This is a genomic window from Flavivirga aquatica, from assembly GCF_001747085.1.
GTDB classification, from domain to species: Bacteria; Bacteroidota; Bacteroidia; order Flavobacteriales; family Flavobacteriaceae; genus Algibacter_C; species Algibacter_C aquatica.
In genome coordinates this window covers 1087149-1099517 of record NZ_MDJD01000054.1, presented here as the reverse complement: position 1 = coordinate 1099517, position 12369 = coordinate 1087149, and the positions used below count along the sequence as shown (strand labels likewise).

The following is a 12369-nucleotide window of genomic DNA, read 5'->3' as shown; positions in this document are numbered from 1 at the left end:
TTTATACTATGGCAAAACAAGCAGCAATAGAACAAGATGGAACAATTATAGAAGCATTATCTAATGCTATGTTTCGTGTTGAATTGGAAAATGGTCACATTGTGACTGCACATATCTCTGGAAAAATGCGTATGCATTACATTAAATTGTTACCAGGTGATAAAGTGAAATTAGAAATGAGTCCTTACGATTTAACTAAGGCTCGAATAACTTATAGATACTAATACGAATACGATGAAAGTAAGAGCATCAATAAAAAAGAGAAGCGCCGATTGTAAAATCGTGCGTAGAAAAGGTAGACTTTACGTGATAAACAAAAAGAATCCTAGATTTAAACAAAGACAAGGGTAATTATGGCAAGAATTGCAGGTGTAGACATACCAAAAAACAAAAGAGGAGTTATCTCTTTAACTTATATCTATGGAATAGGTAGAAGTAGAGCAAAAGAAATTTTAGTAGCTGCTAAAGTTGATGAGAGTATTAAAGTTCAAGATTGGACCGATGACCAAATTAGTGGTATTCGTGAAGCTGTTGGAACTTTTACAATCGAAGGTGAATTACGTTCTGAAACACAATTAAACATTAAGAGATTAATGGATATTGGATGTTACAGAGGTATTCGTCATAGATCAGGTCTTCCATTAAGAGGGCAACGTACTAAAAATAACTCTAGAACTAGAAAAGGTAGAAGAAAAACAGTTGCTAACAAGAAAAAGGCAACTAAGTAATAATTAGAAATTTTAGTCTTTAGTCTTTAGACGTTGGAAGGAATCTGTTTGAAATTATAAGGTTTAGGATTCTAGCGACTATCACTAAAACTAAGTACTAGAAAATATGGCAAAAACAAGCACAAAAAAACGTAAAGTTATTGTTGACTCTGTTGGAGAAGCACACGTAACAGCTTCTTTCAATAACATTATTATTTCGCTTACTAACAAAAAAGGTGACGTTATATCATGGTCATCTGCTGGTAAAATGGGATTCAGAGGTTCCAAAAAAAACACACCTTATGCTGCTCAATTAGCTGCTGAAGATGCTGCTCGTGTAGCTCAAGAAGCTGGCTTAAAGAAAGTAAAAGTATATGTTAAAGGACCAGGAAATGGTAGAGAATCTGCTATTCGTTCTATTCATAATGCAGGTATAGAAGTAACAGAAATTATCGATGTTACTCCATTACCACACAATGGATGTCGTCCTCCAAAACGTAGGAGAGTTTAATCGAGTTATAATTAACGAGATTTAAATAAAGCAATTTTAAAAAATTAATATCATCTGATTTTAGATGGTATTAATTTTTTGTATAAATTTGCAAACTGAAAAAATAATTAACAAGTATCAAACAAGAGATCGATGATTATCGAAGGATAAGATTAAGACCTTAATTCATAATCACTCTTTAAAACAAATTTATTATGGCAAGATATACTGGTCCTAAAACTAAAATAGCACGTAAATTCGGCGAAGCTATTTTTGGAGATGATAAATCTTTTGAAAAAAGAAATTACCCTCCAGGTCAACACGGTAACGCTAGACGTCGTGGAAAAAAATCTGAATATGCAATCCAATTAATGGAAAAGCAAAAAGCTAAATATACTTATGGTATATTAGAGCGTCAATTTAGAGGGTTATTTAAAAAGGCTAGAGCTGCACAAGGTATTACAGGTGAAGTTTTATTACAACTTTGTGAGTCCAGATTAGATAATGTGGTATATAGAATGGGAATATCTCCTTCTAGAAGTGGTGCTAGACAATTAGTATCTCACAGACACATTACAGTTAATGGAGAGTTAGTAAATATACCTTCATATTCTTTAAAAGCAGGAGATGTTGTAGCGGTTAGAGAAAAATCAAAATCACTTGAGGCAATTGATAGATCTCTTTCAAACTCAAGTCATGTTTATGAGTGGATTACTTGGAATGATGACACGAAGCAAGGAACTTATGTTTCTGTACCTGCAAGAATTCAAATTCCTGAAAACATAAACGAGCAATTCATAGTAGAATTATATTCTAAATAATAAATTAATCATATTGGTATTTGGCCAAAGGATCTATTAGTCTTCTTCAAACTTTTAGATCGCGCAACTAAATAACAATTAAAACGAAGAAAGTATGGCAGTATTTAATTTTCAAAAGCCCGACAAAGTAATAATGATTGATTCAACAGATTTTGAAGGGAAATTCGAATTTCGCCCTTTAGAACCTGGTTACGGATTAACAGTAGGTAATGCATTAAGAAGAGTATTACTTTCTTCTTTGGAAGGTTTTGCAATTACATCGGTTAGAATAGAAGGAGTAGATCATGAATTTTCAGCTATAGCTGGTGTGGTTGAAGATGTAACAGAAATTATCTTGAATTTAAAACAAGTACGTTTTAAAAGACAAATTGAAGATATTGATAATGAATCAATTTCAATTTCAATTTCTGGTCAAGATCGTATTGTTGCTGGAGATTTTCAAAAGTTTATTTCAGGATTCCAAGTATTGAATACAGAATTAGTTATCTGTAACTTAGATCCTAAAGTTAATTTTAACATGGAAATCACTATTGAAAAAGGTAGAGGTTATGTACCTGCAGAAGAAAATAAAAAAGCTGCTGCACCAATAGGGACAATTTTTACAGATTCAATTTATACACCTATAAAAAACGTTAAGTATAGTATTGAAAATTATCGTGTTGAGCAAAAAACTGATTATGAAAAATTAGTTTTTGAAATCATTACAGATGGTTCTATTACTCCACAAGATGCTTTAACTGAAGGTGCTAAAACTTTAATTCACCACTTTATGTTATTCTCTGATGAGCGAATTACATTAGAAGCGGATGAAATTGCGCAAACTGAAACTTATGATGAAGAATCACTTCATATGAGACAGTTGCTTAAGACTAAGTTAATCGATATGGATTTATCTGTACGTGCACTTAATTGTTTAAAAGCTGCTGAAGTTGATACTTTAGGTGATTTAGTATCATTCAATAAAAATGATTTAATGAAATTTAGAAATTTTGGTAAAAAATCTTTAACAGAGCTTGAAGAGCTTGTAAATGTTAAAGGATTAAATTTCGGAATGGATTTAAGCAAATATAAATTAGATAAAGACTAGTAAAGGATTTTAGGTTGTAAATGTAAATGTATAGCTTAGGATTTCTAATCTTCATTTAGACGATATAACCAAAAAGATCAACTAGAATTAATTAATCATATTTTGCTCCTCTATTAAAAGAGTATGGTAGCAAGATGATAAAACAAAAGTCATGAGACACGGAAAAAAAGTAAACCATTTAGGTAGAAAAACTGCTCACAGAAAGTCAATGCTGGCTAATATGGCATGTTCATTAATTGAACATAAGCGTATTAATACAACTGTAGCTAAAGCAAAAGCTCTAAAACAATTTGTAGAGCCAATGATTACTAAGTCTAAAGAAGATACAACGCATAACAGACGTATTGTGATGGCTCGCCTTAGACAAAAAGAAGCAGTTGCCGAATTGTTTAGAGATGTTGCTGCTAAAGTTGCAGATAGACCAGGAGGATATACAAGAATTATTAAACTTGGAAATCGTTTAGGAGATAATGCAGATATGGCTATGATAGAGCTTGTAGATTACAATGAAATTTACAATGCAGATAAGGCTAAGAAGAAAACTACAAGAAGAAGTAGAAGAGGTGGTTCTAAACCAGCTGTTGCTCCTGTTGTAGAGGCTAAAGCAACAAACGAAGAAGAAGAATAAATGTTAATAAGCATTTAAAATATAAAGGATAAACTATTTTAGTTTATCCTTTTTTTTATGCAATTTTGTTAAACTTTTCAAATTAATATGAAAGATTCACAGCTATAAGTTTTACTGTATAGAAAAGATTACAGAATACTCATATAATATTGAAAAAAATATTAGCACATAGATGAAATATCAAAAAAGACAAAAAGCCATCGTACTTCTAGCAGATGGTACCGTTTTTTACGGTAAAGCAGTAGGTAATAAGCAAGGAACTTCTTTTGGAGAAGTCTGTTTTAACACTGGTATGACTGGATATCAAGAGATTTTTACAGACCCTTCTTATTTTGGACAATTAATGGTAGCTACTAATGCACATATTGGTAATTACGGAACAAATGTAGATGAGATTGAGTCAGATTCAATTAAAATTGCTGGGCTTATAGTTAAAAATTTTAGTTATGAATATTCTAGAGATATAGCGGATAGTTCGTTAGAAGATTTTCTGGATAAAAATAACTTATTAGCGATATCTGATGTAGATACCAGAGCTTTGGTAAGCTACATTAGAGATAACGGAGCTATGAATGCTGTTATTTCTACAGAAGTTGATAATATCGAAGGGTTAAAAAAACAATTGGCTGAAGTGCCTAAGATGGAAGGTTTAGAACTGGCATCTCAAGTATCTACTAAAGAACCTTATTTTTTTGGAAATGAAAATGCCACATATAGAGTTGCAGCTTTGGATATTGGAATTAAAAAGAACATTCTTAGAAACATAGCAGAAAGAGATGCTTATATAAAAGTGTTTCCTTATGATGCAAAGTTTGAGGATTTAGAAGCATTTAAACCAGATGGTTATTTCTTATCAAATGGACCAGGGGATCCAGAACCTTTAGTAAGTGCTCAAGAAGTAGCTAAAGAGATTATAAAGAGAGATTTACCATTATTTGGTATTTGTCTGGGGCATCAGGTTATTGCAATAGCGAATGGAATTTCTACATATAAGATGCATAATGGGCATAGAGGAATTAATCACCCTGTTAAAAATCTTATTACAGGCAAAGGTGAAATAACATCTCAAAACCATGGATTTGCAGTTAATAGAGAAGAAGCAGAATCGCATCCAGATTTAGAGATTACACATGTACATTTAAATGATAATACAGTTGCAGGTTTGGCGATGAAAAATAAAAATTGTTTTTCGGTGCAATACCATCCAGAAGCAAGTCCAGGACCGCATGATTCATCATATTTATTTGATCAATTTATTCAAAATATCAAAAAATAAAATTATATATAAACCTTAAGGATACTAGTCTATTCTTGAGGTTTAGGTTAACTAAAACGTTATAGATGTTTTTTTGTTTATTTCTTAAAGAACATCTAAAAACAAATAAGATTTAGCCGTAAATTTGACATATTAAAAAGTTTAAAATAAACCAGACTATGAGTGTTATAATTAATATCCACGCAAGACAAATTCTAGATTCAAGAGGAAACCCTACTGTAGAAGTAGATGTTGTAACTGAAAATGATATATTAGGTAGAGCTGCTGTACCATCAGGAGCATCAACAGGAGAACATGAAGCGGTAGAGTTACGTGATGGTGGTGATGCATATATGGGTAAAGGCGTTTCGAAAGCCGTTGATAATGTAAATTCTATAATTGCTCAAGAATTATTAGGTGTTTCTGTATTCGAACAAAACCTAATTGATAAAATAATGATTGATTTAGATGGAACTCCAAATAAATCAAAATTAGGAGCTAACGCTATTTTAGGCGTTTCTTTAGCTGTAGCTAAAGCAGCAGCAGGAGAGTTAGGTTTACCATTATATCGTTACGTTGGCGGAGTTTCTGCTAATACATTACCTGTTCCAATGATGAATATCATTAACGGAGGTTCTCATAGTGATGCACCTATTGCATTTCAAGAATTTATGGTTATGCCTGTTAAGGCTAAAAACTTTACTCATGCTATGCAAATGGGGACAGAAATTTTCCATAATCTTAAAAAAGTATTACATGACCGTGGTTTAAGTACAGCTGTTGGTGATGAAGGAGGATTTGCTCCAAACTTAGAAGGAGGTACAGAAGATGCTTTAGATTCTATTAAACTTGCTGTAACTAATGCAGGTTACACTTTTGGTGATGATATCAAGATTGCTTTAGATTGTGCTGCTGCTGAATTTTTTGTAGATGGAAAATATGATTACAAGAAATTTGAAGGTGATTCTGGAGTTATTAGAACAAGTGAAGAGCAAGCAGATTATTTAGCTGAATTAGCTGCTAAATATCCAATCATTTCTATTGAAGATGGTATGGATGAAAATGATTGGGCTGGTTGGAAATATTTAACTGAAAAAATTGGTGATAAAGTACAATTAGTCGGTGATGATTTATTTGTTACTAACGTAGAGCGTTTATCTCGCGGTATTAAAGAAGGTATTGCAAATTCAATATTAATTAAAGTAAACCAGATTGGAACATTAACTGAAACTATTGCAGCTGTAAACATGGCTCATAATGCAGGTTATACATCTGTAATGTCTCACCGATCTGGTGAAACTGAGGATAATACTATTGCAGATTTAGCTGTAGCATTAAATTGCGGACAAATAAAAACGGGTTCTGCTTCTCGTAGTGATCGTATGGCTAAATACAATCAATTACTTCGTATTGAAGAAGAATTAGGTGAAGTTGCTTATTTTCCACAGGAGAATGCATTTAAAATAAAATAAAAAGTTCGATTGAATTTTTATAAAAAAAGCGATTATTAATTTTAATAATCGCTTTTTTTTATCATTAATTTTAACAATATACTAATTGATTAAATCTTTGTTATAAGCCTTTATAAATACTAAGAGATTTCGTAAATTAGCAATCCAATAAAAATAAATAAATTTCTCAAACATATGGCGAATACTGCTACCTTAGAAATAAACGGTCAAAAAAATGAATTCCCTTTAGTAGAAGGAACAGAAAATGAAGTTGCAATAGATATTACCAAGCTTAGGGGAGCTACAGGTGGCGTAATTACTATAGATCCAGGTTATAAAAATACAGGCTCTTGCCAAAGCGCCGTTACTTTTTTAGATGGTGAAAAAGGTATTTTGAGATATAGGGGTTATTCTATAGAAGAATTAGCAGAAAAAGCTGATTTTTTAGAAGTAGCTTACCTTTTGATTTTTGGAGAGCTTCCAACAAAAGAACAAAACGAAAAATTTCATTCAGATATAAAAGCACAGTCTATCGTAGACGAGGATATAAAAAAGATATTAGATGCTTTTCCTAAATCGGCACATCCAATGGGTGTTATATCGTCTTTGACAAGTGCGTTAACTGCATTTAATCCATCTTCGGTTAATGTAGATTCTGAGGAAGAAATGTACAAATCAGTAGTAAGAATCTTAGGAAAGTTTCCTGTGTTAGTAGCATGGACACTTCGTAAAAAACAAGGTTTACCACTTGATTATGGAGATAATTCTTTAGGGTATGTTGAGAATATTTTAAAGATGATGTTTAAAAAGCCTAATGGAGATTATACTCAAAGTAAAATTTTAGTAGATGCTTTAGATAAGCTTTTAATTTTGCATGCAGATCATGAGCAAAACTGTTCGACTTCTACAGTAAGAATAGTAGGTTCATCACATGCTGGATTATTTGCTTCAATTTCGGCTGGAATTTCTGCACTTTGGGGGCCATTACATGGTGGAGCTAACCAAGCTGTGTTAGAAATGTTAGAAGCTATTAAAGAAGATGGTGGGGATACTAAGAAGTATATGGCTAAGGCTAAGGATAAAAATGATCCATTCCGTTTAATGGGCTTTGGACATCGTGTATATAAAAACTTTGATCCGCGTGCTAAGATTATTAAAAAAGCAGCAGATGAAGTGTTAGGAAATTTAGGTATTGAAGATCCTATTTTGGATATAGCTAAAGGTCTTGAAAAAGAGGCATTAGAGGATCAATATTTTGTAGACAGAAAATTGTATCCTAATGTAGATTTTTATTCAGGAATCATATATAGAGGCATGGGCATATCTACAGATATGTTTACAGTAATGTTTGCTCTAGGTCGTTTACCAGGTTGGATTGCACAGTGGAGAGAAATGCGTTTACGTAAAGAGCCAATTGGAAGACCAAGACAGATTTATACAGGAGAAACAGAAAGAGCTTTTGTGTCAATTGAAGAAAGATAAAATTTAACATAATTTTATAATATTGTTAAGTTTCATGTTTATTCATGAAACTTTTCTTTTTTATAAAGCAATATTTTTTAGAATAATGTAAAAATTGTTTAATTATTATTAGTTTTGGCTCATTAATAATTAAACATTTTTTAGATATTAGGTATGTTAGAATTAAATATCAAAAACGAAACATCTAGATTGCGTGCAGTGGTTCTTGGAACAGCAAAAAGTAACGGTCCAACACCGAAAGTTGAAGATTGTTATGACCCGAAGAGTGTTGAACATGTTTTAGCAGGAACATACCCTAAGGAATTGGATATGATTTTGGAAATGGAAGCGGTAGCTGAAGTTTTTAAAAAATATGACGTAACTGTTTTTAGACCCAAAATTATTGAAGATTGCAATCAAATATTTTCAAGAGATATTGCTTTTGTGATAGAAGAGAAAATTATTAGGGCTAATATTTTACCAGACAGAGAAAAAGAAATTGAGGCTATTGAGTCAGTTTGGAATCAAATAAAAGATGAAAATAGAATTGTTTTACCAGAAGAGTGTCATGTAGAAGGGGGAGATGTTATGCCTTGGAATGATTATATTTTTATTGGTACTTATTCTGGTGAAGATTATCCAGACTATATAACTGCTAGAACGAACATGGACGCAGTGATAGCTATTCAAGAACTTTTTCCTGAGAAAACGGTGAAATCATTTGAACTTAGAAAATCAAATACAAATGCTAAAGAGAATGCATTGCATTTAGATTGTTGTTTTCAACCTGTAGGAAAAGATAAAGCAATTATACATAAAAATGGGTTTTTAGTTGAAAGTGAATATGAATGGTTAGTTGATTTTTTTGGAAAGGAAAATATATTTGAAATTACTAAAGATGAGATGTATAATATGAATAGTAACATATTTTCAATATCTGAAGAAGTTATAATTTCAGAAAAGAATTTTACAAGGCTAAATACATGGTTACGAGAGCAGGGTTTTACAGTTGAAGAAGTTCCTTATGCAGAAATATCTAAACAAGAAGGTTTATTACGTTGCACTACGATGCCTTTGATAAGAGATTAATTTATATATAATTTTGAACACAATGCAGCAAATTACAAATACTATTTTAATGATTCGTCCAGTAAATTTTAGGATGAATGAGCAAACAGCAGTGAATAATTATTATCAAAAAGTGTTAGATAATGTATTACCAGAAACTGTAAACGCTAAAGCACAACAGGAGTTTGATGCGTATGTAGAAAAACTTAGAAGTATAGGAGTGAATGTTATTGTGGTAGATGATACTTTAGAAACAGATACACCAGATTCTATTTTCCCTAATAATTGGGTGTCTTTTCATGAAAATGGAAATGTGGGGTTGTATCCTATGTTTGCAGAAAATAGGCGTTTAGAGCGTCGAGAAGATATTTTAGAAACTATAGAAACAAAAGGTTTTACTATAAATAATATAATAGATTATACCAATGCTGAAGCAGAACATGTTTTTCTAGAAGGAACAGGGAGTCTTATATTAGATCGTGTAAATCGTAAAGCTTATTGTGCTTTATCACCACGAGCAGAAGAAGATTTATTTATAGAATTTTGCGAAGATTTTGAATATACTCCAGTTGTTTTTACAGCAAATCAAACCACTAATGGAGAGCGTAAAGCAATTTACCATACAAATGTTATGATGTGTTTGGGAGAGACTTTTGCTGTGATTTGTTTAAGTAGTATTGATGATAAAAAAGAGCGCAAGAATATTATCAATCATTTAAAAGAAGACGAAAAAGAAATTATAGATATTACGGAAGAACAGGTGAATAATTTTGCTGGTAACATGTTACAAGTAAAAGGAACAAATGATACGCCTCATTTAATTATGAGTCAAGCCGCATATAATGCTTTAACAAAGTCGCAAATTAATTCGCTTGAAATGCATACAAAAATATTATCGAGCTCTTTAGATACTATTGAAGCATGTGGAGGAGGTAGCGCTCGTTGTATGATGGCAGAAGTATTTTTACCAAAAAATACTTAATTTTAATTATTTAAGATGGTTTAGATTTGGGTAGTTGTACATAAAACGTACTACCCACATCTTTTTTGCTTTCTACCCAGATTTTACCATTATTTAATTCTACTAATTCTTTACAAATAGAAAGTCCTAAACCAGTGCCTTTTTCATTGTTAGTGCCTACAGTTGTATATGAGCTGTTCTGAAATAGCTTTTCTATATTATCTTTAGAAATGCCAATACCAGTATCTGCAACGCTTATAATGCAACTTCCATTGCTAATATGATTTGAAATCGTAATGGTATCTCCATTTTTACAAAACTTTAAGGCATTTGCTAGTAAATTTTGAACAACAATTTCAAACATACTCCTATCTGCATAAGCAAAATCACGTAAAGAATGGTCTATTAATGAGATGCCTTTATTTTCTATACGTTGTTCAATAAGTTTCACCTTATTTTCAAAAACTTCTTGAATATCAAATAGGCTAGGTTTGGGCTCTAAAGATTGCATTTGCGATTTAGACCAGTTTAGTAAATTAAATAAAAGTAATGATGCATTATTTGCATTTTCACTTAATTCAGGAATTAAATTATCAAATTCTTCTCTAGATAAAGAGCCATCTTTTAGTAAATCTATAAAACCATTAATTGAAGAAAGAGAATCTTTTAAATCATGCGATACAATAGAAAATAATTTATCCTTTACATTGTTAACATTCTCAAGATGTTTTGTTTGTTCAGAAAAAGCTTCGTTTTGTAATTCAATTTTAATATTCTTTTCTTCAAGTTCTTGAGTATATTTAATATTGTTATTTCTTTTTAAGTAAATTAAAATTAAAAAGGTAGACACAATAGTTAAGGCAGCTAGTAATCCATAAAAAATTAAATTAAATTTATTGGGATTTTCTTCTGGTTGCGATCTACTAATAGGTACGTCATTTATATTAGTAGTTGTTTTATCAAAATCAGGATTTAACTCTAGTTCTATAGGTTTTTGTGTGCTTTTCTCAATTCTATTAAGTTTACTCTTGAGGTCGTAATATTCGCGTTGCCATAGAAAAGCTTTATCAAATCGCTCCTTTGTGGAATCCAGAGATTTCATTAACTTGTAATGCTTAAGTAATTCTGTTTTATTGTCAATGCTTTTAGCTATATCACCAGCTTCAAGAAGTTGTTTTTCGGCTACAACTAATCGATCCTGTTGTAAGTTAAGGTCTCCTAAATTATTTAAGGCTATTAATAAATCCTTTTTGCTATTTCTACGTCTGTTAATATTTAAACCTTTAACAAGGTATTTGGTAGCGTTGTTATAATCATTGAATTTTAAATATTCCCCACCTAATTTAGGAAATACAGAACCATTAATAGAATCTTTATTGGATGTATTTCTATCTATAATTTTTTCATAATATTCTATAGCTTTTCTATGCTCATTTTTTAATGAGTAAAGTTCTGCTAATTTACTATGAGATTCATTAATACCTATTTCATCATTTAATTGTTCTTGATTTTCTAAAGCTTTTAAATAATTTTCTAAAGCTTTTTCATAAGCGTTAACATTGTAATAAGCCTTAGCTAAGTTACTATAAGCTAAATTAAGATCACTTATAAGGTGTCGTTTTTCTAATTCGTTAATAGCAGCAAGAGAAAATTGTAAACCTTTGGCATAATTACCTCTCTTTATTTCAATTAAACCTATTCCATTATTAACTTTTGCTATCCCTAGTGTATCTTTTAAAGCAGTATAAAGGGCTTTCGATTTGGTGTATCCACTAGTAGCGTTTATATAATCGTTTTTTTGAGCATAAATTAAAGCCTTGTAATAGGTGATTTCTGCAATACCTTTTTTATAATTTAGGTTAAGAGAAAGTTTTTCACTTTCAATGATATACTTTAGAGCTCTATCATAATCATTAATTTTATAAAGTGATTTTATAAGCTTTAAAGATGTATCTACTTTTAAAGAATCTTGATTTTGGTAAGCTAATTGTATAGAAAGACTGTCTATATCATTAGTTTGCGAAAAACTAATTGATATAAATAAATATACAATTAATGTTATTACTTTCCTCATACAACACGTAGGTTATAATACGTGATAAAACATTAGTTTGAGAGTTGTCTTAAGTTGAGAGAAATAAGACTGTTTTTATCAAGTAATAACCATTTGTTAGTTTTTAAGTCTATCCAAATGAGTGGATTAATAGCTTTTACATAAACAAAAGTTGGAAAAAGACTAGCCAAAATCTAATTTCTGCGTTTTAATACCAATAAATTAGTTGAAATGTTGTAAGAAAAATACAGTAAAAATCGATTAATAGATTAACGGCAAAAATCATAGAAAAAGAACCTCTTTATGAGAAAAAAGAAAGCTTCTTTTTTAAATTTTAAATTTTATTTGATATTCAGAATAGAGCAATTAAGTCTTGTCTATTTTATT

The 12369-nt window shown here is 30.9% G+C and carries 13 protein-coding genes; 12 read left to right on the top strand and 1 reads right to left on the bottom strand.

Annotated elements, in window-relative coordinates; genetic code table 11:
• Window positions 1–8 precede the first annotated feature (8 nt).
• The 12 genes from infA to ctlX all read left to right on the top strand — a co-directional run bounded on the left by infA (window position 9) and on the right by ctlX (window position 9950).
• Window positions 9–224 carry a translation initiation factor IF-1 gene (infA, locus tag A8C32_RS18920; protein WP_007094967.1) on the top strand — a complete coding sequence of 72 codons (216 nt, stop codon included), beginning with the start codon at window positions 9–11 and terminating at the stop codon, window positions 222–224.
• 10 nt (window positions 225–234) lie between these two features.
• A complete protein-coding gene (gene ykgO / locus A8C32_RS20125; RefSeq protein WP_010519235.1) occupies window positions 235–351 on the top strand; it encodes a type B 50S ribosomal protein L36 in 117 nt (38 codons plus the stop codon).
• 2 nt (window positions 352–353) lie between these two features.
• Entirely contained in the window at window positions 354–728 is a 375-nt protein-coding gene (gene rpsM, locus A8C32_RS18915) for a 30S ribosomal protein S13 (protein WP_069831942.1), read from the top strand.
• A 106-nt stretch (window positions 729–834) separates the two neighbouring features.
• The gene (gene rpsK / locus A8C32_RS18910; protein ID WP_069831941.1) at window positions 835–1218 is read left to right on the top strand and encodes a 30S ribosomal protein S11; all 384 of its coding nucleotides are present in this window, start codon (window positions 835–837) and stop codon (window positions 1216–1218) included.
• A 194-nt stretch (window positions 1219–1412) separates the two neighbouring features.
• Window positions 1413–2018: a 30S ribosomal protein S4 gene (rpsD, locus tag A8C32_RS18905; RefSeq protein WP_069831940.1), complete on the top strand. Its 606-nt coding sequence runs from the start codon at window positions 1413–1415 to the stop codon at window positions 2016–2018.
• Window positions 2019–2112: 94 nt separating this feature from the next.
• Complete coding sequence (locus tag A8C32_RS18900) at window positions 2113–3105, top strand: DNA-directed RNA polymerase subunit alpha (RefSeq protein ID WP_069831939.1); 993 nt, start codon at window positions 2113–2115, stop codon at window positions 3103–3105.
• A 151-nt stretch (window positions 3106–3256) separates the two neighbouring features.
• Window positions 3257–3733, top strand: coding sequence for a 50S ribosomal protein L17 (gene rplQ / locus A8C32_RS18895; RefSeq protein WP_069831938.1), 477 nt, complete (start codon window positions 3257–3259; stop codon window positions 3731–3733).
• Between the two features lie 172 nt (window positions 3734–3905).
• On the top strand, window positions 3906–5009 hold the full coding sequence (carA, locus tag A8C32_RS18890; protein ID WP_069831937.1) for a glutamine-hydrolyzing carbamoyl-phosphate synthase small subunit: 1104 nt from the start codon (window positions 3906–3908) through the stop codon (window positions 5007–5009).
• Between the two features lie 158 nt (window positions 5010–5167).
• Window positions 5168–6460, top strand: a complete 1293-nt coding sequence (eno, locus tag A8C32_RS18885) for a phosphopyruvate hydratase (RefSeq protein WP_069831936.1) — start codon at window positions 5168–5170, stop codon at window positions 6458–6460.
• Window positions 6461–6634: 174 nt separating this feature from the next.
• Window positions 6635–7921 carry a citrate synthase gene (locus tag A8C32_RS18880; protein ID WP_069831935.1) on the top strand — a complete coding sequence of 429 codons (1287 nt, stop codon included), beginning with the start codon at window positions 6635–6637 and terminating at the stop codon, window positions 7919–7921.
• Window positions 7922–8074: 153 nt separating this feature from the next.
• Window positions 8075–8989, top strand: coding sequence for a dimethylarginine dimethylaminohydrolase family protein (locus tag A8C32_RS18875; protein ID WP_069831934.1), 915 nt, complete (start codon window positions 8075–8077; stop codon window positions 8987–8989).
• Between the two features lie 22 nt (window positions 8990–9011).
• Window positions 9012–9950: a citrulline utilization hydrolase CtlX gene (gene ctlX / locus A8C32_RS18870; protein ID WP_069831933.1), complete on the top strand. Its 939-nt coding sequence runs from the start codon at window positions 9012–9014 to the stop codon at window positions 9948–9950.
• Window positions 9951–9960: 10 nt separating this feature from the next.
• On the opposite strand, the gene A8C32_RS18865 is transcribed toward ctlX, so the two are convergent.
• Window positions 9961–12003: a tetratricopeptide repeat-containing sensor histidine kinase gene (locus tag A8C32_RS18865; RefSeq protein WP_069831932.1), complete on the bottom strand. Its 2043-nt coding sequence runs from the start codon at window positions 12001–12003 to the stop codon at window positions 9961–9963.
• Window positions 12004–12369: the final 366 nt, after the last annotated feature.

Excerpts from the sequence above, each read along its gene's own strand:
- infA (WP_007094967.1), top strand. The coding sequence starts at position 9 with ATGGCAAAACAAGCAGCAATAGAACAAGATGGAACAATTATAGAAGCA.
- ykgO (WP_010519235.1), top strand. The coding sequence starts at position 235 with ATGAAAGTAAGAGCATCAATAAAAAAGAGAAGCGCCGATTGTAAAATC.
- rpsM (WP_069831942.1), top strand. The coding sequence starts at position 354 with ATGGCAAGAATTGCAGGTGTAGACATACCAAAAAACAAAAGAGGAGTT.
- rpsK (WP_069831941.1), top strand. The coding sequence starts at position 835 with ATGGCAAAAACAAGCACAAAAAAACGTAAAGTTATTGTTGACTCTGTT.
- rpsD (WP_069831940.1), top strand. The coding sequence starts at position 1,413 with ATGGCAAGATATACTGGTCCTAAAACTAAAATAGCACGTAAATTCGGC.
- A8C32_RS18900 (WP_069831939.1), top strand. The coding sequence starts at position 2,113 with ATGGCAGTATTTAATTTTCAAAAGCCCGACAAAGTAATAATGATTGAT.
- rplQ (WP_069831938.1), top strand. The coding sequence starts at position 3,257 with ATGAGACACGGAAAAAAAGTAAACCATTTAGGTAGAAAAACTGCTCAC.
- carA (WP_069831937.1), top strand. The coding sequence starts at position 3,906 with ATGAAATATCAAAAAAGACAAAAAGCCATCGTACTTCTAGCAGATGGT.
- eno (WP_069831936.1), top strand. The coding sequence starts at position 5,168 with ATGAGTGTTATAATTAATATCCACGCAAGACAAATTCTAGATTCAAGA.
- A8C32_RS18880 (WP_069831935.1), top strand. The coding sequence starts at position 6,635 with ATGGCGAATACTGCTACCTTAGAAATAAACGGTCAAAAAAATGAATTC.
- A8C32_RS18875 (WP_069831934.1), top strand. The coding sequence starts at position 8,075 with ATGTTAGAATTAAATATCAAAAACGAAACATCTAGATTGCGTGCAGTG.
- ctlX (WP_069831933.1), top strand. The coding sequence starts at position 9,012 with ATGCAGCAAATTACAAATACTATTTTAATGATTCGTCCAGTAAATTTT.
- A8C32_RS18865 (WP_069831932.1), bottom strand. The coding sequence starts at position 12,003 with ATGAGGAAAGTAATAACATTAATTGTATATTTATTTATATCAATTAGT.